The organism is Candidatus Methylomirabilota bacterium (genome assembly GCA_035315345.1).
Classification (GTDB): domain Bacteria; phylum Methylomirabilota; class Methylomirabilia; order Rokubacteriales; family CSP1-6; genus CAMLFJ01.
On sequence record DATFYA010000095.1, the window covers coordinates 1 to 26,232 of the forward strand.

At 70.5% G+C, this 26,232-nt stretch carries 24 protein-coding genes; 16 read left to right on the forward strand and 8 right to left on the reverse strand.

Annotated features, from left to right (window positions below; genetic code table 11):
* The 5 genes from VKN16_12495 to VKN16_12515 all read left to right on the forward strand — a co-directional run.
* Positions 1 to 374: twin-arginine translocase subunit TatC (locus VKN16_12495; GenBank protein ID HME95021.1), on the forward strand; the 374-nt coding region annotated here is incomplete at its 5' end.
* A gap of 37 nt (positions 375 to 411) precedes the next feature.
* Positions 412 to 1,725: a DEAD/DEAH box helicase gene (locus VKN16_12500; protein HME95022.1), complete on the forward strand. Its 1,314-nt coding sequence runs from the start codon at positions 412 to 414 to the stop codon at positions 1,723 to 1,725.
* Positions 1,726 to 1,774: 49 nt separating this feature from the next.
* Positions 1,775 to 2,458 (forward strand): hypothetical protein, encoded by a 684-nt coding sequence (locus VKN16_12505; GenBank protein HME95023.1) that lies wholly within the window; start codon positions 1,775 to 1,777, stop codon positions 2,456 to 2,458.
* A gap of 126 nt (positions 2,459 to 2,584) precedes the next feature.
* Complete coding sequence (locus VKN16_12510; GenBank protein HME95024.1) at positions 2,585 to 3,073, forward strand: VOC family protein; 489 nt, start codon at positions 2,585 to 2,587, stop codon at positions 3,071 to 3,073.
* Positions 3,074 to 3,182: 109 nt separating this feature from the next.
* Entirely contained in the window at positions 3,183 to 4,058 is an 876-nt protein-coding gene (locus tag VKN16_12515) for a transposase (GenBank protein HME95025.1), read from the forward strand.
* A 39-nt stretch (positions 4,059 to 4,097) separates the two neighbouring features.
* On the opposite strand, the gene typA is transcribed toward VKN16_12515, so the two are convergent.
* Complete coding sequence (typA, locus tag VKN16_12520; protein ID HME95026.1) at positions 4,098 to 5,933, reverse strand: translational GTPase TypA; 1,836 nt, start codon at positions 5,931 to 5,933, stop codon at positions 4,098 to 4,100.
* 95 nt (positions 5,934 to 6,028) lie between these two features.
* On the opposite strand from typA, the gene VKN16_12525 reads away from it, so the two are divergent.
* On the forward strand, positions 6,029 to 6,610 hold the full coding sequence (locus VKN16_12525) for a peptidylprolyl isomerase (protein ID HME95027.1): 582 nt from the start codon (positions 6,029 to 6,031) through the stop codon (positions 6,608 to 6,610).
* 4 nt (positions 6,611 to 6,614) lie between these two features.
* Complete coding sequence (locus VKN16_12530) at positions 6,615 to 8,213, forward strand: D-aminoacylase (protein HME95028.1); 1,599 nt, start codon at positions 6,615 to 6,617, stop codon at positions 8,211 to 8,213.
* A gap of 28 nt (positions 8,214 to 8,241) precedes the next feature.
* Here VKN16_12530 and VKN16_12535 read toward each other — a convergent pair whose 3' ends face one another.
* Together VKN16_12535 and VKN16_12540 are read right to left on the reverse strand one after the other, a co-directional pair.
* Positions 8,242 to 9,180: an FAD-dependent oxidoreductase gene (locus tag VKN16_12535; protein ID HME95029.1), complete on the reverse strand. Its 939-nt coding sequence runs from the start codon at positions 9,178 to 9,180 to the stop codon at positions 8,242 to 8,244.
* 10 nt (positions 9,181 to 9,190) lie between these two features.
* Complete coding sequence (locus VKN16_12540) at positions 9,191 to 9,697, reverse strand: peroxiredoxin (GenBank protein HME95030.1); 507 nt, start codon at positions 9,695 to 9,697, stop codon at positions 9,191 to 9,193.
* Between the two features lie 316 nt (positions 9,698 to 10,013).
* Between VKN16_12540 and fdhD (VKN16_12545) the strand changes: the two genes are divergently transcribed.
* From fdhD (VKN16_12545) to VKN16_12585, 9 genes are all read left to right on the forward strand, one after another.
* Positions 10,014 to 10,877, forward strand: a complete 864-nt coding sequence (gene fdhD / locus VKN16_12545; GenBank protein ID HME95031.1) for a formate dehydrogenase accessory sulfurtransferase FdhD — start codon at positions 10,014 to 10,016, stop codon at positions 10,875 to 10,877.
* A gap of 53 nt (positions 10,878 to 10,930) precedes the next feature.
* Positions 10,931 to 11,518 (forward strand): twin-arginine translocation signal domain-containing protein, encoded by a 588-nt coding sequence (locus VKN16_12550; GenBank protein HME95032.1) that lies wholly within the window; start codon positions 10,931 to 10,933, stop codon positions 11,516 to 11,518.
* Between the two features lie 48 nt (positions 11,519 to 11,566).
* Entirely contained in the window at positions 11,567 to 14,149 is a 2,583-nt protein-coding gene (gene fdnG / locus VKN16_12555) for a formate dehydrogenase-N subunit alpha (GenBank protein HME95033.1), read from the forward strand.
* A gap of 94 nt (positions 14,150 to 14,243) precedes the next feature.
* Positions 14,244 to 14,936: a formate dehydrogenase accessory protein FdhE gene (fdhE, locus tag VKN16_12560; protein ID HME95034.1), complete on the forward strand. Its 693-nt coding sequence runs from the start codon at positions 14,244 to 14,246 to the stop codon at positions 14,934 to 14,936.
* 10 nt (positions 14,937 to 14,946) lie between these two features.
* Positions 14,947 to 15,711 (forward strand): 4Fe-4S dicluster domain-containing protein, encoded by a 765-nt coding sequence (locus tag VKN16_12565; protein HME95035.1) that lies wholly within the window; start codon positions 14,947 to 14,949, stop codon positions 15,709 to 15,711.
* A gap of 2 nt (positions 15,712 to 15,713) precedes the next feature.
* On the forward strand, positions 15,714 to 16,589 hold the full coding sequence (gene nrfD, locus VKN16_12570) for an NrfD/PsrC family molybdoenzyme membrane anchor subunit (protein ID HME95036.1): 876 nt from the start codon (positions 15,714 to 15,716) through the stop codon (positions 16,587 to 16,589).
* A gap of 69 nt (positions 16,590 to 16,658) precedes the next feature.
* Entirely contained in the window at positions 16,659 to 17,321 is a 663-nt protein-coding gene (locus VKN16_12575) for an LLM class flavin-dependent oxidoreductase (GenBank protein HME95037.1), read from the forward strand.
* A 91-nt stretch (positions 17,322 to 17,412) separates the two neighbouring features.
* Positions 17,413 to 18,273, forward strand: coding sequence for a formate dehydrogenase accessory sulfurtransferase FdhD (fdhD, locus tag VKN16_12580; GenBank protein HME95038.1), 861 nt, complete (start codon positions 17,413 to 17,415; stop codon positions 18,271 to 18,273).
* Between the two features lie 110 nt (positions 18,274 to 18,383).
* Positions 18,384 to 18,578 carry a nitroreductase/quinone reductase family protein gene (locus tag VKN16_12585; protein ID HME95039.1) on the forward strand — a complete coding sequence of 65 codons (195 nt, stop codon included), beginning with the start codon at positions 18,384 to 18,386 and terminating at the stop codon, positions 18,576 to 18,578.
* Here VKN16_12585 and selD read toward each other — a convergent pair.
* The 5 genes from selD to VKN16_12610 all read right to left on the reverse strand — a co-directional run bounded on the left by selD (position 18,575) and on the right by VKN16_12610 (position 26,115).
* Complete coding sequence (gene selD / locus VKN16_12590) at positions 18,575 to 20,812, reverse strand: selenide, water dikinase SelD (GenBank protein ID HME95040.1); 2,238 nt, start codon at positions 20,810 to 20,812, stop codon at positions 18,575 to 18,577. The genes VKN16_12585 and selD overlap by 4 nt on opposite strands.
* 21 nt (positions 20,813 to 20,833) lie before the next feature.
* Positions 20,834 to 22,279 carry an aldehyde dehydrogenase family protein gene (locus tag VKN16_12595; GenBank protein ID HME95041.1) on the reverse strand — a complete coding sequence of 482 codons (1,446 nt, stop codon included), beginning with the start codon at positions 22,277 to 22,279 and terminating at the stop codon, positions 20,834 to 20,836.
* Between the two features lie 160 nt (positions 22,280 to 22,439).
* Positions 22,440 to 24,749 (reverse strand): xanthine dehydrogenase family protein molybdopterin-binding subunit, encoded by a 2,310-nt coding sequence (locus VKN16_12600; protein HME95042.1) that lies wholly within the window; start codon positions 24,747 to 24,749, stop codon positions 22,440 to 22,442.
* The gene (locus VKN16_12605; protein HME95043.1) at positions 24,746 to 25,237 is read right to left on the reverse strand and encodes a (2Fe-2S)-binding protein; all 492 of its coding nucleotides are present in this window, start codon (positions 25,235 to 25,237) and stop codon (positions 24,746 to 24,748) included. Before VKN16_12605 ends, VKN16_12600 begins: the two co-directional genes overlap by 4 nt.
* A gap of 17 nt (positions 25,238 to 25,254) precedes the next feature.
* Positions 25,255 to 26,115 carry a xanthine dehydrogenase family protein subunit M gene (locus VKN16_12610; GenBank protein HME95044.1) on the reverse strand — a complete coding sequence of 287 codons (861 nt, stop codon included), beginning with the start codon at positions 26,113 to 26,115 and terminating at the stop codon, positions 25,255 to 25,257.
* Positions 26,116 to 26,232: the final 117 nt, after the last annotated feature.

Sequence of the window (26,232 nt, forward strand, 5' to 3'; positions counted from 1 at the left end):
TCCCGTTCGCGGTGAACTTCCTGGTGAACTTCGGGCAGGAGCAGGGCCTGAAGCCGATGATCACCATCTCCAGCTACATCGACTTCATCATCAAGTTCACGCTGGCCTTCGGGGTGGTCTTCGAGCTGCCGGTGGTGATCACCCTGCTCTCCATGCTGGGGATCGTGACGCCGCAGTTCCTCTCCAAGAACCGCAAGTACGCGGTGCTGATCAACTTCATCATCGCGGCGATCCTGACCCCCACGCCCGACATCGTGAACCAGAGCCTGATGGCCGGGCCGCTCTGCATCCTCTACGAGCTCGGCATCATCTCGGCGCGCATCTTCGGACGCCGGAAGCCGAAGCCCGCGCTCGCCGAGGACGCGCGCAAATGACCGGGCCGGGGCCGGCGCCCCGAGCGGGCCACGCACGATGAATCCCCTCGCGTTCGCGGCCCTCGACCTGCCGGAGCCGGTGCGACGCGGGATCGCCGACGCGGGCTTCGTCACCACCACCCCGATCCAGGAGGCGGCGCTGCCGCTGGCCCTGCGGGGCAAGGACGTGGCCGGCCAGTCCCAGACCGGCACCGGCAAGACCGCCGCCTTCCTGATCGCCGCGTTCACCCGGTGTCTGAGGCACCCCGCGCCCGCGCGCTCGGGACCGACCGCCCCCCGCGTGCTGATCATCGCGCCCACCCGCGAGCTGGTGGTCCAGATCGAGGCGGACGCGCGCCTGCTCGGGGCGCACACCGGCCTCGGCATCCTCGCGGTGTACGGCGGCATCGACTACAACAAGCAGCGCGAGGCGCTGCGCGAGGGCTGCGACATCCTGGTCGGCACGCCCGGCCGGCTGATCGACTATCTCAAGCAGCACATCTGGTCGCCGGCGCGCGTCGAGGTGCTGGTCATCGACGAGGCCGACCGGATGTTCGACATGGGCTTCATCGCGGACCTGCGCTTCATCCTGCGGCGGCTGCCCAAGCCGGAGAAGCGCCAGTCGTTCCTGTTCTCGGCCACCCTGTCGTTCCGGGTGATGGAGCTGACCTGGGAGTTCATGAACAACCCGTCCCAGATCACGATCACCCCCCAGCAGAAGACCGCGGAGAAGGCCGAGCAGGTGCTCTACCACGTCGGCCGTGAGGAGAAATTCAACCTGCTGCTGGGGCTGCTGCGCCGCGAAGGCGGCAGCCGCATCCTGATCTTCTCCAACACCCGCGAGGAGGCGCGCCGGCTCGAGGACCGCCTCGGCCGCAACGGCTGGGAGGCCCGTGCTCTCACCGGCGACGTCGACCAGAAGAAGCGGCTGAAGATCCTGAACGATTTCAAGGACGGCGCGCTGCCCATCCTGGTCGCCACCGACGTGGCCTCGCGCGGCTTGCACATCGAGGGCGTGAGCCACGTGGTGAACTGGGACCTGCCGCAGGACGCCGAGGACTACGTGCACCGTATCGGGCGCACCGCGCGGGCCGGCGCGGCCGGCAAGGCCATCAGCCTCGTGGACGAGGCGGGCGCGCTCGCGCTCGAGCCCATCGAGAAGTTCATCAACCAGAAGATCGCGGTCGACTGGGCCGAGGACGATCTCTACCTGCCCGAGATCAAGCCGACCAGCGAGGAGCGGCGTCGCTACGCGGAGGAGAAGCGCCAGCGGATGGCCGCGCGGGGGGGCGGGCGCGGCGGCAGCCCGAGCCGGGCGGGCGGTGGTCCCCGGCGCGACGGGCGCGGCCACGGCCGCGGCCCCCGCCGCTAGTCTCCCTCTCCCCGTCGGGGAGAGGGCAGGGTGAGGGACGGCGAAACGCGTGCCGGCTCCCCACGTCGACCTGACGCTCCCCGAGTCCGAGCGCGCGCTCCTGCGCTCGCTGCTCGCTCCCTGGCGCGACGTGCTCTACGCGCCCGGTCCCGGCCTGACCTCGCTGCTGGAGCCCGGCGCCTACCGATCGAGCGTGGTGATCGTCCCGGCCGCCGGTGCCCCGGTCCGCGTGTCGTCGCGAGTGGCGCCGGCCTTCGGCCGCGACCTGTGCCGTCTCCACGTCGAAGTGCTCGCGCCGTCAGCCGGCGCGCTCCTCGGCTCCTTCTTCGATCCCTCGCGGACCGGCGTGGTCTACGCGCTGGCTCCCGAGCGCGGAGCCGCGGCGGCGCGCGCGCCGGACCGTGCGGAATGGCGCTACGACGGTCCGTCACTGGCGCCGCGGCTCTCGCGCGTGCGCCGGCTGCGCCTGCTGCGGGAGCGCGGGCAGGGCGACGCAGCCTCGTGGACGGCCGATCGCGCCCTCGCGGTGACGGGCGCCGACGGAAGCGAGAGCCTGCTCCTCGCGGTACCGGAGCCGGCGGAGAGCGCGCTCCTACTGCCCGAGCCGGGGCTCTACCGGCTCCTCCTCGATCCGTCGGCACCCCCGCATCCCGGCGTCACCGTGCGCGATCTGCTCGGTCATGCCGACGACGACCGCGCGATGGACGTCACGGTCGAGTCGATCGATCTCTAGCCGCGCAGCGTGGACGGGTGGGCGCTGCAGCGTGACGGGTGGCAAGCGGCCAATCCCCGGTGTAGGGTGGCGAGGACCGTTCCCCCAGCGTCGGCCGATCATCCCGAGACACCAAAGGAGGGGCCAATGGCGACGAAGACATCCGCGAGCAAGACGACGAAGGTGAAGGCGATCCCGGACGGCTACCATTCAATCACCCCCTACCTGGTTATGGACGGGGCGGCGCGGGCCATCGATTTCTACAAGCGCGCCTTCGAGGCCCAGGAGATCATGCGCATGCCCGCGCCCAACGACCGCATCGGCCACGCCGAGCTGCGCATCGGCGATTCGGTGGTCATGCTCGCCGACGAGCATCCCGAGATGGACGCGCGCGGCCCGGGACACTACGGAGGCTCGCCGGTGACCCTGCTGCTCTACGTGCCCGACGTGGACAAGCAGTTCAAGCAGGCGCTGGATGCCGGCGCCACCGAGGTTCGGCCGGTGGCCGATCAGTTCTACGGCGACCGCTCGGGCACGCTCAAGGATCCGTTCGGCCACAACTGGCACCTCTCCACCCACAAGGAAGACGTCAGCATGGAAGAGATGGCCCGCCGCATGGCCGCCCTCCCGAAGTAGGCCGGGGTCAGGTCTTGCATTACGACATTTTCAGCGGGGCATTCCCCGCCCGGGTGTACTCGGACCGACACACTTGAGCGCGCGGCAGCCGGAGCGGTAGCGTCGGCGCATGGCGCGTCCGCTCCGGCTGCAGTTTCCTGGTGGCATCTACCATGTGACCGCGCGCGGCAACGACCGTCAGCCGATCTTCGCGGATGACGCCGACCGCTCGAGATTTCTGATCGTGCTGGCCTCCGTGGTCGAGCGATATCGCGTGCGCTGTCATGCGTATTGCCTGATGGGCAACCACTACCATCTGCTGCTCGAAACGCCCGACGCCAATCTCTCGGCCACGATGCGCCAGCTCAACGGCGTCTACACGCAGGGGTTCAATCGTCGGCATGAGCGCTGCGGACATCTGCTGCAGGGGCGCTTCGGCGCCCACGTGGTGGACGGTCAGTCGTACCTCCACGAAGTCTGCCGCTACATCGTGCTGAATCCGGTGCGCGCCGGTCTGGTCGCGCATCCCCGCGGCTGGGTCTGGAGCAGCTTCCGCGCCACCGCCGGGCAGACCCCGGCTCCCGGATTCCTGACGGTCGGATGGGTGAGGGCGCTCTCGGGGCTACGATCGCCGCTCGCGGCCGCGCAGGCCTATGTGCGGTTCATCGAAGCCGGGCTGGGCGATGACCGTGACGCCGCCGTCGCCCGGCTCGAGTCGGTGAGGGCGGGCGCGGAGGCGCCGATGTACCTCACGGATGAGCGCATGGCCGCACCCGGGCGATCCGACGAGATCCCGCGGGCCCAGCGCTTCGCCGGCCGGCCATCGCTGGAGCGGCTGTTTTCCGGGGCGACGACTCGCCGCGACCGGGACAGGCGCTCGGTCACCGCGGTGCGTGAGCATGGCTACTCGCTGAAAGAGGTCGCGAGGTTCCTCGGGCGTCACTACGTGACGGTCAGCCGGGCGCTCGCCCGAGTGGACGGGGGCGTCCCGCTGAAAATGTCGTAATGCAAGACCTGACCCCGGCCGGATGGCGCGGCCGGATGGCTAGAAGCGGCGACGGCCGCCGAGGGCCTTCTTGCGGAGGCGGATCGACTTGGGGGTGATCTCGAGCAGCTCGTCCTCGCGGATCCATTCGAGCGACTGCTCGAGGTTCATCAGGCGCGGAGGGGTCAGGCGTACCGCCTCGTCCGAGGTGGACGAGCGCACGTTGGTGAGCTTCTTCTCCTTGGTGATGTTCACGTCGAGGTCGTTGTCGCGCGCATTCTCGCCCACCACCTGGCCCTCGTAGACCGGCTCGCCCGGCCCCAGAAAGAGCACGCCGCGCGGCTGCAGGTGGTCGATCGCGTACGACGTGGTCTTGCCGGCCCGGTCCGCCACCATCGCCCCGTTGGCCCGGTGCGGGATGTCGCCCTGCCACTCGGCCCACCCGTCGAAGAGATGATTGAGCAGCCCGGTGCCCCGCGTGTCGGTGAGAAACTCCGAGCGATACCCGATCAACCCTCTGGAAGGTATGCGGTACTCGAGCCGCACGCGCCCGGTGCCGTGATTGATCATCTTCACCATCTGCCCCTTGCGCGGGCCGAGCTTCTGGGTGACCGCGCCGATGAACTCGTCGGGCACGTCCACCACCAGGTGCTCCATCGGCTCGAGGGTCTTGCCGTCCTCCTCGTGGGTGATGATCTGGGGCTTGGAGACCTCCATCTCGAAGCCCTCGCGCCGCATCATCTCGATGAGGATGGCCAGCTGCAGCTCGCCGCGCCCGGAGACCTTGAAGGTATCGGGCGAGTCGGTCTCCTCCACGCGCAGCGCCACGTTGCTTCGCTTCTCGCGCCACAGGCGCTCGCGCAGCTGGGTGGAGGTGACGAACTTGCCCTCCTTGCCCGCGAAGGGCGAGATGTTGGAGGAGAAGAGCATGGCCACGGTGGGCTCGTCGATGCGCATGACCGGCAGGGCCACCGGCTTGTCGGGATCCGCGATGGTCTCGCCGATCTCCATGCTCTCGATGCCGGCCACCGCCACGATGTCGCCCGCGCCCGCCTCCGGTACCTCGACGCGCTTGAGCCCCTCGTAACCATAGAGCACCGTGATCTTGGCGTGCTCGACGCTGCCGTCGCGGTGCGCCACCGCCACCCGGTCGTACTGGCGGACCTTGCCGTTGACGATGCGGCCGATGATGAGCCGGCCCACGTAGTCGTCCCAGTCGAGCGAGGCGGCGCGCAGCTGGAGGCCGTGGCCCTCCTCGAACCGGGGCGGCGGGATGGTGGCGATCAGGGTGTCGAAGAGCGGGGCGAGCGTCTTCGACTCGTCGGTGAGCGCGAGCTTGGCGATGCCCTTGCGGGCGTCGGTGTACAGCACCGGGAATTCGAGCTGATCCTCCGCCGCGTCGAGGTCGATGAAGAGGTCGTAGACCTCGTCCAGCACCTGGGCGGCCCGCGCGTCCTGGCGATCGATCTTGTTGATCACCACCACCGGGGTCAGGTTGGCCTCGAGGGCCTTCTTCAGCACGAAGCGCGTCTGGGGCAGAGGGCCTTCGGCGGCGTCCACCAGCAGGAGCACGCCGTCCACCAGGGTCAGGGTGCGCTCGACCTCGCCCCCGAAGTCGGCGTGGCCGGGCGTGTCCACGATGTTGATCTTCACGCCCTGGTAGTGGATGGCCGTGTTCTTGGCCATGATCGTGATGCCCTTCTCCCGCTCCAGATCGATCGAGTCCATGACCCGCTCGGCCACGTGCTCGTTGGCGCGGAAGATGCCCGACTGCCACAGCATGGCGTCGACCAGGGTGGTCTTGCCGTGGTCGACGTGGGCGATGATGGCGACATTTCTGATATCGGGTCTGATATCGGGTCTGATATCGGGTCTGATATCGGAGCGCTGCGACATGGCATCAACTCTACCATGGATGCGGTAGCGAACCAGCGAGCGGTGGGGCATAATGACGCGTCCATCCCGTGTTGCCACGTCAAGGAGGCCTACTCGTGAAGGCTCGTACCGGCATCGGCATGCTCGCCATCGCGCTCGCCGCGCTCGTTATGCTCGCTCCGGCCGGGGCTCAGCAGCCCGGCGCACCCGCCGGCAAGGACGCACCCACCAAGGACGCTCCCAAGGGAGGCAAAAAGGTGAAACAGAGTGCCGTCATCACCATGGAGAAGGGCGGCGAGATCGCGATCGAGTTCTTCCCGGACGACGCCCCCAAGACGGTCGAGAACTTCGTCACGCTGGCCAAGAAGGGCTTCTACGACGGGGTGACCTTCCATCGGGTGGAGCCCGGCTTCGTGGTGCAGGGGGGCGATCCCAAGGGCAACGGCACCGGCGGCCCCGGCTACACGATCAAGGACGAGTTCAACAAGCAGCAGCACGCCCGCGGCGCGGTCGCGATGGCGCGCACCCAGGCCCCGAACTCGGCGGGCAGCCAGTTCTACATCACGCTGGCGCCCGCGCACTTCCTCGACGGCCAGTACACCGTCTTCGGCAAGGTGACGTCCGGCATGGAGGTGGTCGACAAGATCCGTGTCGGCGACAAGATGAAGTCGGTGAAGATCGTGGAGGCCGCTCAGTAGCGTCATGGCCTGGTCGCTCCTGATCCGGAACGGCACGGTGGTGGACGGCAGCGGGGGGCCCGCCCGCGCGGCCGACGTGGCGCTGGAGGGCGAGCGCATCGCGGCGGTGGGTCCCGGCCTGTCCGGCGAGGCCGCGCGGGTCATCGACGCCACCGGGCTCATGGTGGCGCCCGGCTTCATCGACGCCCATTCGCACTCGGACCTGGTCTACGACAAGTGCCCGTCGGCGGAGTCCAAGGTGCGCCAGGGCGTGACCACCGAGGTGGTCGGCATGTGCAGCTTCTCGCCGGCGCCGGTCGCTCCGGGTCGGGCGGGGCTGGTGCAGGAGTGGGCGGGCGGCATCGGGGGCAAGATCCCGATCACCTGGAACAGCTTCGGCGAGTATCTCGATCACCTGCGCGGGCTTGGCCCCACCGTCAACATCGCACAGTTCGTCGGCCACGGCGCCCTGCGCCTGGCCGCGGTGGGCCCCGACGCCCGGCCGGTGACACCGGACGAGCAGCGGGGCATGGAGCGGCTGCTCGCGGAGGCGCTCGACGCGGGGGCCTTCGGCTTCTCCACCGGCCTCGTCTACGCGCCAAGCGTCTACGGCAGCACCGACGAGCTGGTGTCACTCGCGCGCAGCATGGCGACGCGGCGCGGCCTCTACTTCTCGCACATTCGCGGCGAGGCGGCCACGCTGGAGCAGGCCGCCGAGGAGGCCATCCGCATCGGTGAGCTGGGCGGCGTGCCGGTGCAGATCGCGCACGTGAAGGCCTCCGGCCGCGAGAACTGGGGCAAGATGGATCGCGTCCTCCGCCTGATCGACGGCGCCCGCGCGCGCGGGGTGGACGTGACCGGCGACGTCTATCCCTACCCGGCGGGCAGCACCAAGATGGACAACCTCCTGCCGGCCTGGATGCACGACGGCGGCATCGGCAAGCTGCTCGAGCGTCTCACCGATCCGAAGGCGCGGCAGCGCGCGATCGGCGACTGCCTGGTGGACGGCGAGCGCTGGCGCACCGGCTCGGGCGGCATGGGCTGGGACGAGATCATGATCGCCACGTGCTCGAGGCCGGAGCTGGCCGGCATCCACCTCGCGGAGCTGGCCCGGCGCACCGGCAAGGAGCCGGCGCAGGCCATGATGGACCTGGTGCTGGAGGAGCGTGCCGGCGTCTCGATGGTGGTGTTCTCGCAGAGCGAGGACAACGTGGGCACCGCGCTGTCCTACGCCCACACCATGGTCGGCTCCGACTCGCTGTCGCTGCACGCGGGAGCCGGGCCCCATCCCGGCAAGCCGCACCCGCGGAGCTACGGGACGTTCCCGCGGGTGCTCGGGGTCTACTGCCGCGAGAAGCGGCTCTTCTCCTGGGAGACCGCGGTGCACAAGATGACCGGCATGGCCGCGACCAAGCTCGGGCTGAAGGACCGCGGGCTCCTGCAGGCCGGTCGCGCCGCGGACGTGACGCTGTTCGATCCGGCCACCGTCAGCGACGCGGCCACCTTCCCCGATCCGCACCGCTACCCGATCGGCATTCCCTACGTGATCGTCAACGGCCACGTCGTGATGGACGAGACGGGATACCACGCGGTGCCGTCCGGGCGCGTGCTCACCCCCGCCTGAGACTCGTCGCGGCCTCGCGGTGGAGGGATCAGGCCTCCGCCGGCCAATGGCCGTCGCGGAGATACCGCACCGCGGCCAGCGCCGCGGTGGCCCCGTCGCCCGCCGCGGTCACGAGCTGACGCGCGGACTCGGCGCGCACGTCGCCCGCGGCGAGCAGCCCGGGCACGCGGGTGCGCATCCAGCGATCGGTCACGATCTGACCGCGCGCATCGAGCGGCGCCAGGCAGCCCAGGAAGCCGGTGTTCGGCGTGAGTCCGGCGTAGATGAAGACGCCGCTGGCCGGGATGGTGGCGTTCCGGCCGGTGCCGACGTCGGCGACCTGCACGCGCTCGACGCCGTCGCCGCCCTCGATGGCGCGAACCACCGTGTTCCAGCGGAACGAGATCTTGCCCTCGCGGCGTCCGCGCTCCTGCAGGCTGGCGCACGCGCGCAGGGTGTCGCGGCGGTGCACCACCGTGATCGACGAGGCGTACTGGGTCAGGTGCAGCGCCTCGTCCACCGCCGCGTCGCCTCCACCCACCACGACCACCGGCTTCTGCATGAAGAAGGAGCCGTCGCACGAGGCGCAGTGGGAGAGGCCGCGGCCCACGAACGCCTCCTCGCCGGGAACACCGAGCGTGGTGAAGCGCGAGCCGCTCGCCACGATCAGGGCGCGGCCGACGTGGGAGCCGCCGTCGGTGTCCACCTGCAGCAGGTCGTCTGCGCGGCGCACCGCGGTGACCTCGTTCATGGCGACCTGCAGGCCGGCCGCGGTGGCCTGCTCTTGCAGGGCGGGGCCCAGGGTGTAGCCGGCGACGCCTTGCGGGAAGCCCGGGAAGTTCGTGATGTGCTCGCAGTTGAGCACCTGCCCGCCCGCGGTGAACTTCTCGATCAGGAGGGCGCGGCAGCGATCGCGGGCGGCGAAGAGGCCGGCGGTGTAACCGGCGGCGCCGCCGCCCACGATCAGGACGTCGAAGACGTCCGCCATGCGGCGGTCGCTAGGCGAGCTGCTTGAGCATCGTGTCGGCGTCGCTCACCTCGAACTTGCCGGGCGCCTCGACGTTGAGCGCCTTCACCACCCCGTCGTCCACCAGCATCGAGTACCGCTGGGAGCGTACCCCCATGCCGCGGGCGGTGAGATCCATCTCGAGGCCCATCGCCTTGGTGAGCGCGGCGCTGCCGTCGGCCATCATGCGCACCTTGCCGCCGCTCTTCTGGTCCTTGGCCCACGCGCCCATGACGAAGGCGTCGTTGACCGACACGCACCAGACCTCGTCGATGCCCTTGCCTCGGAGCTTGTCGATGTTGGTGACGTAGCTCGGCACGTGCTTGGCGGAGCAGGTGGGCGTGAAGGCCCCGGGCAGCCCGAACACCACGATCTTCTTGCCCTTGGTCAGATCCGACACCTGGAACGCGTTGGGGCCAACGGTGCAGCCCGGGGTCTCCTGCTCGATGAACTCCGTGAGCGTGCCATCCGGCACGCGGTCACCGATCTTGATCGGCATGGGTCTCCTCCCTCGAAAGCGGTTGTGCGACGTGATGGTTGCCCGCCGGCGATTCAGCGAGCGGCGGCTAGGGTACCACAGCGCGGGCCGACCGCGCCCGGCCGAGCGGGAGGCCCGAAGAGGCCACACGGGCGCCGCCGTCTTCACGGTCGAATCTTCTCGGTAGAGTTGACTCGGGAGCTCTCCTCAGCAGACTCGCCGCGTCGTCGATCGTGCGAATTTGACTTCCTTCATTCGGCCGAACGCGCGGCATGTCACTTGCTGCCCCATATCCCCGGTCATCATCCGCAGTGGGATGACTCCCAGGAAGATGCCCATGAGCCCAGAGATTGTCCTCGACGTTACCCCCGGCGCCGCCGCGGTACCGCTGTCGGTGTTGAAGATTCGCGACGACGCGGCCACCGAGGCGCCCGATCACCTGGCGGTCGAAGAGCCATTGGAGATCCGGCTGGGCGGGATGGCGTTCACGGTCACGATGCGCACCCCCGGGCACGACGAGGATCTGGTCGCCGGGCTCCTGCACGCCGAGGGCGTCATTCGCTCGGCCGAGAGCATCGACGTCATCGGCCACTACCGCGGTCCGGACGGGAAGCCCGACGCCGGGAACGTGATCAACGTGATCCTGAAGGCCGATCTCCACGTCGCGCGCGAGCGCCTCCGGCGCAGCCTGGTCTCGTCGTCGGCGTGCGGCGTGTGTGGGAAGGTCTCGATCGAGGCGATCCGCACCGCCACCGCTCCGCTGGTCTCGACGGCCACGGTGGCCCCCGCGCTGTTCCCCCGGATCGCCGCGACCCTGGCCGCCGCGCAGCCGACCTTCCAGCGCACCGGTGGCCTTCACGCGGCGGCGCTGTTCGATCTCGAGGGCCGGCTGCTGGTCCTGCGCGAGGACGTGGGGCGGCACAACGCGGTCGACAAGGTCGTGGGACACATGCTGCGGACCGGGGACTTCCCGCTCGCAGACTGCATCCTCATGGTGAGCGGCCGGGCGAGCTTCGAGATCATGCAGAAGGCGTGGAGCGCGCGTATCCCCGTCGTCGCCGCGGTCTCGGCGCCCTCCAGCATGGCGGTGCAGTTGGCCCAGGCCGCCGGCATGACCCTGGTCGGGTTCCTCCGGGGCGGTGGCTTCAACGTCTATGCGGGAGCTCATCGAGTGACGACCGCGCTGCTGGAGCCGGCGTGATGACGACGCCCGGCCGGTCGGGCGCGCCGGACGCGCGCAAGGAGACGTCATCCATGTTGCAAGTCACCCGTCGTGATTTTCTCAAGGTCGGCGCCGCCTCTGCCGGGGCCGCCGTCGGCGTCACCACCCTCGGCTTCGACACCGCGGCCGCCGTCGAGGTCAAGCAGACGTTCCGCATCGCGGGGGCCAAGGTCGCCCACTCGCTCTGCCCCTACTGCGCGGTGGGATGCTCGATGCTCGCCTACACCCGGACGGACGGCGCGGGCAAGACCCGGATCGTGCAGATCGAAGGCGATCCGGACAGCCCGGTCAACGAAGGCCGCCTCTGTCCGAAGGGGGCGACGGCCATGCAGCTGGCGGTGAGCAGCCGCCGGGTGGAGAAGCCGCGCTACCGGGCGCCCGGGACCGATCACTGGCAGGAGATCAGCTGGGACCAGATGCTGGACCGCATGGCCCAGCGGATCAAGGAGTCGCGCGACGCGACGTTCGTGACCCAGGACGCCAGCGGCAACATCGTCAACCGCTGCGAGGGCATCGCCTTCGCGGGCGGCGCCGCCTTCAGCAGCGAAGAGGGCTACTTCGCGACCAAGATCATGCGCAGCCTCGGGACGGTCTTCATAGAACAGCAGGCCCGAGTCTGACACGGCCCCACGGTCGTCAGTCTGGCGGCCACATTCGGGCGGGGCGCGATGACGAACCACTGGCGGGACATCAAGAACACCGACGTCATCCTCATCAACGGCGCCAATCCGGCGGAGGCGCATCCGGTGGGCTTCCAGTGGTTCATGAAGGCCAAGCTCGACCCCAAGCGCGGGATCGGGCAGGGCGGCGGGGCCAAGATCATCCATGTCGACCCTCGGTTCACCCGGACGTCCGCGGTGGCCGACATGCACGCTCGGATCCGCACCGGCACCGACGTCGCCTTCTTCGGCGGGCTCATCAGCTACGTGCTGGAGAACAACCTCATCCACCACGAGTACGTGCGCAACTACACCAACGCCTCCTTCATCGTGAAGGACGGGTACGGCTTCAACGACGGACTCTTCAGCGGCTACGATCCGGCCAAGCGGATCTACGATACGTCGACCTGGGCCTACGAGGGCGACACCGGGGCGGCGTCCGGGCGCATGAAGCAGGAGATCGGCGCCCACGCCCACGGGCCCGTCCAGCCCGGGCAAGGCCCGGGGGGGACCGAAGGCGGTAAGGCTCAGGGCGGGGCGGGCGAGGGCGAGAAGGTCGGGGCGGGCGTGACCATCGCCAAGCGAGACATGCAGCTCGAGCACCCGCGCTCGGTGTTCCAGCTGATGCGCAAGCACTACGCGCGCTACACCCCCGAGGTCGTGTCCTCGGTCACCGGCATTCCCGCTGATCAGTTCCTCGAGATCGCCAAGATCGTCGGGGAGTGCGGACGGCCCGACAAGGTCATGACGATCGTGTACGCGGTCGGCCTGACGCAGCACACCACCGGCGGCCAGCTGATCCGCAGCGCGGCGGTGCTGCAGCTGCTCCTGGGCAACATGGGACGGCCGGGCGGGGGCATGAACGCCGAGCGCGGCCACGCCAACATCCAGGGCAACACCGACCACGCCATCTCCTGGGAGATCCTGCCCGGGTATCTGCGCATTCCCGCGCCCGGTCAGAAGAACCTCAACGACTACGTCTCGCAGAGCGCCCCGAAGAAGTTCGACGCCAACTCCTGGAACTTTTTCGGGACCAACTACCGCAACTTCATGGTGAGCCTGCTCAAGACGTGGTACGGCGACCACACCAAGCCCGAGAATGAGTACGCGTTCGACTTCATCCCCAAGCCGGCCACCAACTCGTCGTGGATCACCATCTACGACCAGGCGCTCAAGAAGAAGATGCAGGGCGTGATCCTGTCCGGCATGACCGCCACCAGCATCGGCCCGGACTCCAACCAGGTCATGCAGGCCCTCGCCAACCTCAAGTGGCTGGTGGTCATGGACGCGCTGCCCACCACCAGCTCGGAGTTCTGGCGGCGGCCGGGCGTGGATCCCAAGTCGATCCAGACCGAGGTCTTCATGGTGCCGTGCACCCACTGGATCGAGAAGGACGGCTCCTTCGTGAACAGCGGCCGCTGGTCGCAGTGGAAGGAGCAGGTGATCCCGCCGGAGGGCGAGGCCCGGCACGACCACTGGGTGATGGCCGAGCTCTTCGATCGGGTGAAGAAGCTCTACCAGCAGCAGGGCGGGAAGTTCCCCGACCCGCTGATGGCGCTGACCCTGGCGTACAAGGACCCGCTCAAGCCGGAGCTGGAAGAGCTCGCCAAGGAGATCAACGGCTACGACCTGACCACCGGCCAGCGCCTGGACACCTTCAGCAAGCTGAAGGACGACGGCACGACCACCGCGGGCGACTGGATCTACACGGGCTCGTATCCCGAGGCGGGCAATCTCGCCGCGCGCCGCGCCGGCATCCAGGACCCGGCCAAGAACGACCCGACCGGCATGGGCTTCTACCCGGGCTGGGCCTGGAGCTGGCCGCTCAACCGGCGCGTCATGTACAACCGCGCCTCGGCCGACCTCGACGGCAAGCCCTGGGACCCGACGCGGCCGGGCATCGTCTGGGATCCTTCGCAGCACAAGTGGACCGGCGATATCCCCGACTATCCGGCCACGATGGAGCCGCGCAGCCCGAAGGCGTGGGGGCCGTTCATCATGAACGGCGAGGGCGTGGGCCGGCTCTTCTCGGCCTCGATGCTCGACGGGCCGTTCCCCGAGCACTACGAGCCGATGGAATCGCCGATCCAGAACCCGCTGCACCCGAGCCAGTCGGAGTCGCCGGTGGCCTATCTCTACGACAAGGCGGCCGGACGCGAGAGCCGCTTCGGCACCGCCGCGGACTACCCGTACATCGCGACGAGCTACCGCCTGACCGAGCACGAGCACTTCATCACCCAGCACGTGCCGTATCTGACCCAGCTCCAGCCCTACCCCTTCGTGGAGGTGCCCGATGAGCTGGCCCGCGAAAAGGGCATCGTGAGCGGCGACCGGGTACGGGTGTCGTCCAAGCGCGGCCGGCTCGAGGTCGCGGCCATCGTCACGAAGCGCCTGGGCGCGCTGACGGTGGGCGGCAAGAAGGTCTACCACATCGGTATCCCGATCCACTGGGGCTTCGTGGGCATCGCGGCGGATCGCGATCCGACCAAGGGGGCCAACTGGCTCGCCAACGCGCTGACCCCCTTCGTGGGCGACGCCAACTCGCGGACGCCGGAGTTCAAGGCGTTCCTGGTGAACATTGAAAAGATCTGATCGCCTCGAGAGCGGGCCCGTCGCCGCTCCGCCGTGGGAGACGCGGCGGCGACGGGCCAGCGCGCTGCGCGACCGCTGGCCTCACGCGGAGGAGATGCTGCGCCTCTATATCGCGCTGCTCGACGTGCACGAGCTCGCCGCGCGCGCCGCGCTGACCGACCGGCCCGCACCCGACGGCCTGGCGGGCTACGTGGCCGACCGGGTGATGCCGGCGGTCGTGGCCGCGACGGTGGCGGCGGGGCCGCCCGCGCTCGCTGGCGCGGTGCGGGGCGATCCTGGCCCGCGCGCCGCGGCGGTGGCCGCCTGGCTTGCCGGCGAGCGGCAGCCCGCGGTGGCGGAATACCTGGCGCGCGCCGCGAGCGCGCCGGTGCTGGAGAGCCTGGGCGACGCCGGGGCCCTGCCGCGTCCACGCCGGGAGGGGGGCTGCCCGCGCTGCGGCGGGCCACCGCAGCTGTCCTACCTGGCCGAGTCGGGCGAGCTTCTTCTCACCGCGCCGCGGCAGCTGATGTGCGCGCGTTGCGGCGGCTTCTGGGTCCACGAGCGTCTGAGCTGCGCGGGCTGCGGCGAGCGATCGTCCGCGGCGCGGTCGATCTTCTCCGACGACGAGCGTCTGCCCGCCCTGTCGATCGAGGCCTGCGAGCGCTGCCGGCGCTACCTGATCATGGTCGATGGCCGGAAGGACCCCGGCGCGGTGCCGGTCGTGGACGAGTTGGCCGCGCTGCCGCTGGACCTGTACGCGCGCGAGCGCGGCTTCACCAAGATCGCGCCGAACCTGATGGGCATATAGGAGAGCAGAGATGGCACGCACGGTCGGCTTCTTCACGGACACCACCCTCTGTATCGGCTGCAAGGCGTGCGAGGTGGCCTGCAAGGAGTGGAACCAGCTGCCGGGCCATCCGGCCACGTTCATGGACGGGTTCGACAACACCGGCCAGCTCGACGAGCAGAACTGGCGCCACGTGCAGTTCCTCGAGCGCGAGACGCCGAATGGCGGAGTGGCCTGGAGCATGATGAGCGACGTCTGCAAGCACTGCGCGCAGGCCAGCTGCATGGAGGTGTGTCCGACCCACGCGATCATCCGGACCGAGTTCGATACCGTGTTCATCCAGTCCGAGATCTGCAACGGCTGCCGCGACTGCATCGCGGCCTGCCCCTACCACGTCATCGGGTACAACGCGGACACCGGCCTGGCCCAGAAGTGCACGTTCTGCTACGGCCGGCTCCAGAACAACCTGGTTCCGGCCTGCGCCAAGGCGTGTCCCACCGAGTCGATCAAGTTCGGCGACCTGAGCGAGATGCGGCAGGTCGCGCGGGCCCGGCTCGAGCGCCTGCACGCCCAGGGCGTGTCGAACGCGCAGCTGTACGGCGAGACCGAATACGGCGGCCTGCACGCGCTGTTCCTGCTGACCGACAAGCCCGAGGCGTACCAGCTCCCGAACGCGGCCAACGCGGTGCTGCCGAGTCGCAACAACCTGAAGGGCTACCTGGGCTCGCTGGTGACCGGCCTCGTCGCGGTGGTGGGAGCGGTCATCGCCTTCCGCCAACGCGGCCGGGAGGTGTAGCCATGGTCCAGCACTTCGTCGCGCCGCCGGAGTGGCACTGGTACATCGTCTGGTACTTCTTCCTGGGTGGGCTGGCCGGGGGCGCCTACCTGATCGGCACGCTGCTGCGCCTGATGGGCGACGTCCGGGATCAACGGGTGGCGCGGCTGGCGTTCATGGTGGCGTTCGTCGCGATGGTGATCTGCCCGATCCTGCTCACGCTGGACCTGGGGCGTCCGAGCCGGTTCTGGCACATGCTCGTCGACGCCCGAACGGGGGGGCTGAGCTTGAAGTACTGGTCGCCGATGTCGGTGGGCGCCTGGGCCCTGTTCTTCTTCGGCCTCTTCGCCACGCTCTCGTTCATCGACGCGCTGGCCGGCAACGGCTGGCTGCGGCACCGGGCGGCCCGGAGCTTCGCCAATCTGATGACGGGCGCGCTGGGGGTCGTCGTCATGGCGCTCGGCTCGTTCTTCGGGCTCTTCGTGGCCGGCTACACCGGGGTCCTGCTCAGCGTCAGCAACCAGCCGGTGTGGAGCGACACGTGGGCGCTCGGGGGCCTCTTCCTGGCCTCCGGCCTCAGCACCGGTGCGGCCGCCCTGGCGATCGTGACCGGCCGGCGTGGCGAGGAGATCACCACGGAGGGCAAGCTGGCCCGGGTCGACCGGGTGTTCACGGTGCTCGAGCTGGTCTTGCTGGTCATCTTCTTCGCCACGCTCGGGACGCTCGCGGTCCAGCTGTTCGCACCTCGCTGGCTCGTGCTCTGGCTGCTGGTGGCCCTCGGTATCATCGTGCCGCTGGCGATGTCGCGTCGGGCGCGCCCCCCCGTGCTCGCCGCGTGGCTCGGGCTCATCGGCGCGTTCGCCCTCAGGATGGTCGTGGTCTTCGGCGCCCAGGCCTGACGTGTGGACAGGCCTGACGTGGTGTCAGGGGTGACGTGGTGTCAGGGGTGACATGGTGTCAGGGGTGACATGGTGAAGATCGGCGTCCTGCTGCCGTCTCGATTCGCCGACGGCGCGGAGTACCTGGCCGACGCACGAGCCCTGGACGCGGCCGGCGTCGATTCCCTCTGGCTCCCCGATGACGGGCTCGACGCGTGGCTGATCCTGGCGAGCGTCGCCAGCGTGACCGGCGGCACGCGCCTGATGGTCCCGGTGTCCGACGACGACATCGCCAGGCCGGAGGCCTTCGCCCGTCGGATCGGCACCCTCGACCGGCTGTCGCGCGGGCGAGTGCTCCTCACGGTGCCCGAGACCGGTCCCGCGCCGGTGGTAGAGGCCGCGATCGGCTGTGTCCGCCGGTGCGGGCCGCAGCCGGTGTTCCTTCGGTCGGCCGGGAACGGCCTCGCCATCGCCACGCGGCTGACCGACGGTCTGCTCGTGGCGGGCGAGGTTCCGGGAGCGAGCCGGGCGCAGATCGCGGCAGCGCGGACGCAGCGGCCCGACGACCCCTTCGAGATCTGGGCCCGGATCCCGAGGCCCGAGGGACGGGAAGACTGGCGCCGGCTCATTCACGCCGGGACGGAGGCCGGCGCCACCGGCGTGCTGGTGCCCGCGGACCCGCGGCTGCTCGATCTGCTGCGAAACGGGGACGAGGAGGACGACCGCTCCGATCTCGCGCTCGCCCAGGGCTGACTCACCGCCAGCGCTCGCGGTCGCCGGTCGGTCTTCATATCGCGGTCGGACCCGCATCGACCGTCCTCTGATATATATAGGTCTCGTCCCGATGACTCTCGAGCCCGAGATCCGCGCTCCGAACGGCGCCGCGGCGGTCAAGCACCCCATCGTCCGCGTGCGCGAGGACGACATCGCGCGTGCCGACGATCACGTGGCCGTCGAGGAGCCGCTCGAGATCCGTCTGGGCGGCCACAGCCTTGCCGTCACCATGCGTACGCCGGGCGACGACGAGGAGCTCGTCGCCGGCTTCCTTCATTCCGAGCGCGTCATCCGGAGCGCGGAGGACCTCGACGTCCTGGCGCCCTATCGTGCCGACGGCGAGCCCAATGCCGGCAACGTGATCAACGTGCTGCTCAAGGGCAACATCGAGGCGGCCCGCGAGCGGCTGCGGCGCAACTTCGTGACCGCGTCCTCGTGCGGGCTGTGCGGGAAGGTCACGATCGAGGCCATCCAGGCCGATCTGCCCCCCGTCACCGCCGACCTCCGGCTCCCGGCGGCGATCTTCTCCGTCCTGGAGCGCGCCATGGGCCGGGCGCAGGCAACCTTCGAGCGCACCGGCGGCTTGCACGCCGCCGGGCTGTTCGACGCCGACGGCCGGCTGCTCGTGCTGCGAGAAGACATCGGCCGGCACAACGCGGTCGACAAGGTCGTCGGGCACATGCTGCTGGCCCGCCGGCTGCCGCTCGACCGGCACCTCCTGATGGTGAGCGGGCGCGCCAGCTTCGAGATCATGCAGAAGGCGCTGACCGCGCGCATCCCGGTGGTGGCCGCGGTATCGGCGCCGTCCAGCATGGCGGTGGAGATGGCGATCGCCGCCGACATGACCCTGGTCGGCTTCGTCCGGGGCGGCGGCTTCAACGTCTACGCGGGCGCCGGCCGCATCGCGCTGGAGCGCGTTCTCGGCGCGTGAGGGCCGAGCCTCGCCGCCGCTCCGGCCGACCCCGGCGGATCGAGATCTGTGGTTCACCCGCCACGAGGGCCGCTACTACCTGGTGGCCGAGCACGGCCGGCGCCCGGTGGGTGCAGAACATCCTGGCCGATCCGGTGGTGCGGGTGCGCGTCGGCGCCCGTCGCTTCCAGGGCCGGGCGCGGGTGGTCGAGGGCGGCGGCGATTCCGGGCTGGTCCGGACCGTGCGACGGCGGTCCGAGGCCAAGTACGGCTGGGGCGCCGGGCTCGTGGTGGAGATCGCCCCGCCCCGGCCGGCGCGCGCCTAGGCCTGCGCGGTCACCCGGATCAACGCGCCGTCCGGCCGCGGCGCGGCGACCAGGCCGATCACGGCGGCGTCATCGCCGGCTTCGCGCAGGGCCCGGAGCAGCGCGTCGCACCGCTCGGCGGCCACGCCGAGCAGGAGGCCGCCCGAGGTCTGGGGATCGAACAGCAGGTCCAGCGCGGGCCGCCCGGCCGCCTCCGGCTCGACCCACATCGCGCGCCGGGCCGTCGCGTTCTCCGGGTGCGCGGTGCTGCGGATGCCGCGGCTCAGCAGCGAGACCGCACCCGGCAGCGCGCGGATCGCGTCGAGGTCGAGAACGGCCGCGGCCTTGCTCGCGCGGAGCATCTCGCCCAGATGCCCGGCGAGGCCGAAGCCGGTCACGTCGGTGGCGGCCGAGGGACGGAACGTACGAGCGGCACGGGCGGCGTGGGCGTTGGAGCGAAGCATCGAGGCATTCGCCGCCTCGACCCACTCGCCGCGCGCGAGCCCGCGCATGTCCGCCTGCAGCACGACGCCGGTTCCGAGCGGCTTGGTCAGGATCAGCCGATCCCCGGCGGCGAGTCCCCCGATGCGGAGGAGGGAGTCGGCCGCGCGCGCGAAGCCCCACACCGCAAAGCCGGCGACGAGCTCGGGGCCCGTGGTGGTGTGGCCGCCCACGAGCGTGACGCCGTCGGCATCGAGGCCGGCGCGGGCACCGGCCATCAGCTGGTAGAGCATCTCCTCCTGCGCCGCGGCCGTCTGACCGTCGGGCACGGTCACCTGGGCGAGCGCGAAGCGAGGCGCCACCCCCTTGGCCCAGAGATCGCTCACCGCGTTGACCGCGGCGACCCGGCCGACGAGATAGGGATCGTCGACGAACGCCCGGAAGCCGTCGATGGTGGCCGCGACGATCTCGCCCCGCTCCGTCTCGACCGCCGCTGCGTCGTCGGGCTGGGCCAGTCCCAGGACGACGGCGGGATCGCTGGTGACGCCGAGGCGCTCCAGCACGCGGGCGAGCGGGGTCTCGCCGACCTTGGCCGCGCAGCCGCCGCAGAGCATGTCGCCCCCGGGCATGGGCGCGCGGGCGAAGTCGGCGGTCACGGCGTCGTCGGGGCCCAGCACCTGGAAGCGCCGCACGAAGCGCCGGTCGATCCAGTCCTTGAGGGCCCACACCGCCCGGCCCTCGAGCGTCAGGCCCCACTTCGTGCCGATCGCCGTCCCGTCGCCCAGGTTCAGCAGCGAGAGGAAATCGCGCTGGGGGCGGTAGGCGCGGAGCCGCCCGTCGCCGCGCGTCCGCGCCAGCAGGTTGTGCGCCAGGACCGGCCCTTCGCGGACGGCGTACACGCCGGCCTTCGCGAGAGCGGGCCCCGCCGTCCACGCGGCGCAGTCGCCGGCCGCGAAGACGTCGTCGCGGCTCACCGACTGCAGCGTCGGGCGAATCCGCGCGAATCCCCGATCGTCCGTCTCGATGCCGGAACCCGCGAAGAGCGGCAGCGCGGCGGCACCGGCGACCCATACGACGGCGTCGGCGGCCACCCGCTCGCCGCCGGCCAGGTACACCGCCTCGCCGTCGATCCGCGTGACCACCGCGCCGCAGCGGATCGTGATGGCGCGCCCGGCTGCCCCGCGCTCGACGCGGCGGGCCGCGCTCGCGGCGTAGCCGGGCAGCACGCGCGGGCCCGACTCGAGCAGCCGCACCTCGACGCGTGGGCCATCGGGGTGGCGCAGCCGCGCCGCCAGCGCGAAGGCGACCTCGACCCCGCCCGCGCCCGCCCCGACGACGGCCACGCGGAAGGGATCGCGGCTCCGCGCCGCGGCCAGCACGTCGTCGACGCGCCGGACGAAGCCTCCGATGGGGCGAGTGGGGATCGCGTGCTCGCGCACCCCGGGGACGTCGCGGCCGGCGACGGTCGAGCCGATGTCGAAGGACACCGTGTCGTAGGCAATCGGGGGACGGTCCCCCAGGAGGAGGCGACGCGCATCGGCGTCAACGCCGGTGGCCGCCGCGACGATGCATCGAGCGCCGGCGCGCCGCGCCAGCGGCCGCACGTCGATCTCGAGGTCTACGCTCGTGTACTGGCCGGCCACGAACCCGGGCACCATGCCGGAGTACACCGCGACCGGCCGATCGACCACCAGGGTGAGCCGGCAGCCCGCGACGGGTGCCATGGCCCAGCGCTCGAGGACCTGGATGTGGGCGTGGCCGCCGCCCACCAGCACGAGGTCGTGTCGGACGCTATCGGCGGACGGCGAGCGCATGGCCCGTCCGCACCGGGACGGCTACGACAGGTCGACCCAGACGGTCTTGACCTCGGTGTAGTTGTCGAGCCCCACCGACCCCATCTCGCGCCCGAAGCCCGACTCCTTGAAGCCGCCGAAAGGCAGCGCCGCGTCGAAGAGGTTGTAGGCGTTGACCCACACCGTGCCGGCCCGGATCGCCTTGGCCGCCCGGAGCGCCTTGCCCACGTCGCGCGTCCACACCGCGGCGGCCAGGCCGTACGAGGTGTGATTGCCCTGGGCGATGCCGTCCTCGACCGAGCGGAACGGGATCACCGAGAGGACCGGCCCGAAGATCTCCTCGCGGGCGATCTTCATGTCGTTGGTGACGCCGTCGAAGATGGTGGGCTGCACGAAGTAGCCCTTGCCGGTGCCGACGTCGGCGCGGCCGCCGCCCGCGACCACACGCGCGCCCTCCTGCTTGCCGGATTCGATGTACGAGAGCACCGTCTCCATCTGGCTCTTCGAGACCACGGGGCCCATGCGGGTGGCCTTGTCCATCGGGTCGCCGACCTTCAGACCCTTGACCCGATCGGTCAGCTTGGACATGAACTGGTCGTGAATGGAGTCCTCGAGGAAGAGTCGCGAGCCGGCCGCGCACACCTCGCCCTTGTTGTAGAAGATGCCGGTGAGCGCCCCGCGTACCGCCGCCTCCATGTCCGCGTCGGCGAACACGATGTTGGGCGACTTGCCGCCCAGCTCGAGCGAGAGGCGCTTCAACGTGCCCGCCGCCTCCCGCATGATCTGCTTGCCCACCTCGGTGGATCCGGTGAAGGCGATCTTGTCGACGCGCGGGTCCCGCACCAGCGCCATGCCGACCTTGCCCCCGGGGCCGGTCACCACGTTGAACACGCCCTCGGGCACGCCGGCCTCCTGGCAGATCTCGGCGAAGCGCAGCGCGGTGAGTGGCGTCTGCGACGCGGGCTTGATCACCACCGTGTTGCCGGCGGCGAGCGCGGGGGCCAGCTTCCAGGAGGAGAGCAGGAAGGGGAAGTTCCAGGGCACGATGGCCCCGACCACTCCGACCGGCTGGCGCAGCGTGAAGGTGAAGGCGTTGTCGCGAAGACCGAGCGTCTCGCCGTGGATCTTGGTGGCCCACCCCGCGTAGTAGCGGAACACCTCGGCCGCGAACGGGATCTCGACCTTGGCCGAGTCGAACATGGTCTTGCCGGTGCAGAGGCTCTCGAGCCGCGCCATCTCGTCGAGGTTCTGCTGGATCAGGTCGCCGAGGCGCCAGACGACCCGCCCGCGCTCGTGCGGCGTCATCTTGGGCCACGGGCCCTCGTCGAAGGCCTTGCGAGCCGCGGTCACCGCGAGATCGATGTCGCGCTCGTCGCCTCGGCCGACGGTGCCCACCGGCTCCTCGGTGGCCGGGTTGATCGGCTGATAGGTCTCGCCCGACCGCGGCGCCTGCCACTTCCCCGCGACGAAGATCTCGCCTGCCTTCATGACGAACCTCCCTGCTAAACCCGGAGGGGGCCTTCGCCCCTACTGGGCGCCGGCTCCTGGGACCGCGTCTGAGTTACGTTTGTTCGAGCGCGGGCTTCGCCCGCGCCCCCCTTATCCTGGGGGAGGTTCGGAGGGGGCCGTCGAGGCCCCCTCCGATGACCTAGTGCTTGCCGTTGGCCAGGGCCAGCGCGATGCGCTCCGGGCTCAGCGGCAATTCGGTGATGCGGGCGCCGACCGCGTCGTTGACCGCGTTGGCGATGGCGGCGGGGGCGGGCACGATCGGCGGCTCGCCCACCCCGCGCGCGCCGAACGGTCCGGCGGGCGACGGCACCTCGACGATGATGGTCTCGAGATTCGGCAGATCGGCCGCGGTCAGCTTGCGATAGTCGAGCAGGCTCGGGTTGGTGAGCCGACCGCTGTCGTCGAACATGAGCCCCTCGGTCAGCGCGATGCCCAGGCTCTGCACCGCGCCGCCCTGCATCTGGCCCTCCACGCCGAGCGGGTTGATGGCTCGGCCCACGTCCTGCACGATCACGAAATCGTGGATGGTCACCTCGCCGGTGTCGGGATCGACGTCCAGACGCGCGAGCTGCGCCGCGAATCCGGGCGCCTGCTGGCTGAACGCCGGGTTGGCCTTGCCGAGCACCGGCGGGGTCTTTGACATGTAAAGGTTGCCCTTCTTGCCGATGGTGGCGAGCGTGATGCCCTTGTCCGGCATGCCGCGCACCGTGACCTTGCCGTCCACGAGCTCCAGATCGTGGACCGAGGCCTCGAGCTCGGCGGCGGCGATCTCGAAGGTCTGCCGCCGCGCGTCCTCCGCGGCCTGCAGCACCGCGGCGCCGACGGTGTAGATCGTCTTGCTGCCCGCGCTCAGCCCGGTCATGGGCGCGGTGTCGGTGTCGCCGGTGGTGATGCGCACCAGGTCGGTGTCCACCCCGTAGGCGGAGGCCGCGATCTGAGCCAGCGAGATGTTGGTGCCCGCGATGTCCACCTGGCCGGTGAGGACCGCGAGCGAGCCATCGGGATTCAAGCGCACGGTCGCGCCGGTCGGCTGCAGTCCGCCGAGCCAGCCGCCGAGGGCCAGGCCGACGCCGCGCCGCTTGCCGTTCTTGCCCGCGGCCACCCACTCCTTCCGCGACTTCCAGTGCGGATGCTCGGCGATCCGGCTCAGCACCTCGTGGGCCCCGTTGGACTGCCAGGGCTGCCCGTTCACCATCGGATCGCCCGGCTTGCTGAGGTGGCGTCGCCGGAACTCCACCGGATCGAGGCCGAGGTCGCGCGCGATCTGCTCCATGTGCGACTCGATCGCGAAGATGGTCTGCGGCGCCACCGGCGCCCGATAGGCGGCCACGCTCGGCTTGTGGGTCAGCACCTCGAAGCCGCGAATGTCGAACGACGGCCACCTGTACATGCTGCCGAGGAAGACCGCGCTGACCGCGAGCACCGCGCCCGAGTAGGCGCCGGAGTCGATCACGGTCTCGGCGTCGATCGCCATGAGCGTGCCGTCGCGCTTGACTCCCGTCTTGAGCTTGATGATGACCTGCGGCGCGGGCATGCCCGCCTGCAATTCCTCGCGGCGGGTCATGACGTAGCGGACCGGCCGCTTGGTGACCTGCGCCAGCACCGCGGTGATCGGCTCGCAGAGGGCGCGGATCTTGCCGCCGAAGCCGCCGCCGCACTCCACCGGGATCACCCGGATCTGGTTCTCGGGGATCCCCAGGACGTCCGAGACCTCGGAGCGGGTGTTGAAGGAGCCCTGGGTGCTGGCCCACAGGGTGAGCAGCCCATTGCGGTCCCACTCGGCCAGCACCGCGTGCGGCTCCAGATAGCCCTGGTGCACCATCGGCACGCGGTAGGTCTTCTCCAGCACGTGGTCGGACTCGGCGAAGCCCTTGGCGGGATCGCCGCGCTGCAGCCGCGCCTGCTGCGAGATGTTCACCGCCTTCGCGGGGGCCTCGCTCTTGGCGATGGCCACCGCGGAGTGGGCGAGGGCCTCGCTGGTGTCGGCCTCGGTCCCCGCGTCGGCCACCGGGGGCGCGCCGGGCTGCATGGCCTTGAGCGGATCGATCGCGGCGGGCAGGACCTGGTACTCGACCTTGATGAGATCGAGCGCCTCCTCGGCGATGGCGAGCTCGTCGGCGGCCACCGCGGCCACCGGCTGGCCCATGAACACCGCGCGATCGATCGCGAGCACCGCGTGGGCCCGCGTCGGCGCCTTCTTCTTGAGGTGCGGGATGTCCCTGGCAGTGAGCACCGCGCGCACGCCGGGCAGCGCCTTCGCCGCACTGGTGTCGATGGAAACGATCTTGGCGTGCGCGTGCGGGCTGCGCAGCAGCTTGGCGTGGAGCAGGCCCTTCGGCTGGATGTCGGCCACGTACTGGACCCGTCCGGTCACCTTCTCGGGGCCGTCCGGCCGCGGAATCGAGACTCCCACTCCCTTGACGTCGCGCGTGGTCTTCATCGTGCTCATCGAGCGCTCCTCTTCGAGGCCATGGTGCCCGCCGCCTCGGTGATCGCCGCCACCATCTTGGTGTAGCCGGTGCACCGGCAGAGATTGCCCGCGATGCCGTAGCGGATCTCCTCTTCCGAGGGCCGCGGCTTCTCCTCGAGCAGCGCGGCCGCCGCCATCAGCACGCCCGGGATGCAGAACCCGCACTGGGGCACACCGTGACGGACGAAGGTATCCTGCAGCGGATGCAGGGTGGTGTCCGCGGCCGCGAGCCCCTCGATGGTGCGAACCTTCCGCCCCCGCACCTGCATCGCCAGCATCAGGCAGCTCGCCACGACCTTGCCGTCCACGTGCACGGTGCAGGCGCCGCAGTCGCCGGTGCCGCAGCCTTCCTTGGGTCCGGTCAGGCCCACGTCCTCCCGGAGGGCGTCGAGCAGGGTGGTGTAGGGCTGGACCAGCACCTCGACCGGCTGGTCATTGATGGTGCAGCTCAGGACGTGTTTGGCCACGATGTGGAGCCTCCGGATCAGGCGCTCGCGCGGGCGAGCGCGGTCGTGAGCGTGCGACGGGTGAGGACGCGGACCAGGTGCTTGCGGAACTCGACGGAGCCGCGCTGGTCGTTGATCGGCCGGGCCGCCTCGATCGCGAGCGTCGCGGCGCGCTCGATGGCCTCGGGCGTCACCGGCTGCCCTTCGAGCGACCGCTCGGCCGCGGTGGCGCGCACCGGGGTCGGGGCCACCGAGGCCAGCGCGATGCGCGCCTTGGTGCAGCGGCCGTCGGCCAGGGTGAGCTGCGAGGCCACGCCCACCACCGCGATGTCCAGCTCGCGCCGCGGCGTGTGGCGCAGGTACTGGCCGCCCGAGTGGGCGCCGGGCGGCGGCACGATCAGCTCGACCAGCAGCTCGTTGGGGGCCAGCACGGTCTGGCGCACGCCGGTGAAGAAGTCGGCGATCGGCACGCGCCGCTCGTCCTTCGGGCCCGCGATGACGGCCTCGGCCTCGAGCGCCACCAGCGGCGGGGCCATGTCGGCGGACGGCGCGGCGTTGCACAGGTTGCCGCCCACCGTGGCCAGGTTGCGGACCTGGAGCGACCCGACCAGGGCCGCGCTCTCCGCGATCGCCACATAGGGGCCGCGCAGCGCCGGGCTCACCTCCAGCTCGCGCGCGGTCGCGGCAGCGCCGATGCGCAGGCCGTTGCCGTTCTGGACCTGGCGAACCCGGGCGATGCCGGACAGGTCCACCACCACGGCGGGCTTCAGGACGCCGTTCTTCATCTGGGGCAGGAGATCGGTGCCTCCGGCCACCAGCTTGGCCTCGGCGCCTCGCTCGGCGAGGATCTTCAGACAGTCTTCGACGGTGTTCGGCAGAACGAGATCGAATCGTCGCATGTTGTCTCCCGGGGGATCTGGCGCGCGCCCGTCATGATACACCGCGGTGGCGATCGGACCAACGCGGAGTCTACTATGCGGCTTCGAGCATCGTCAAACGCGGAGCCGCTCCGTTGA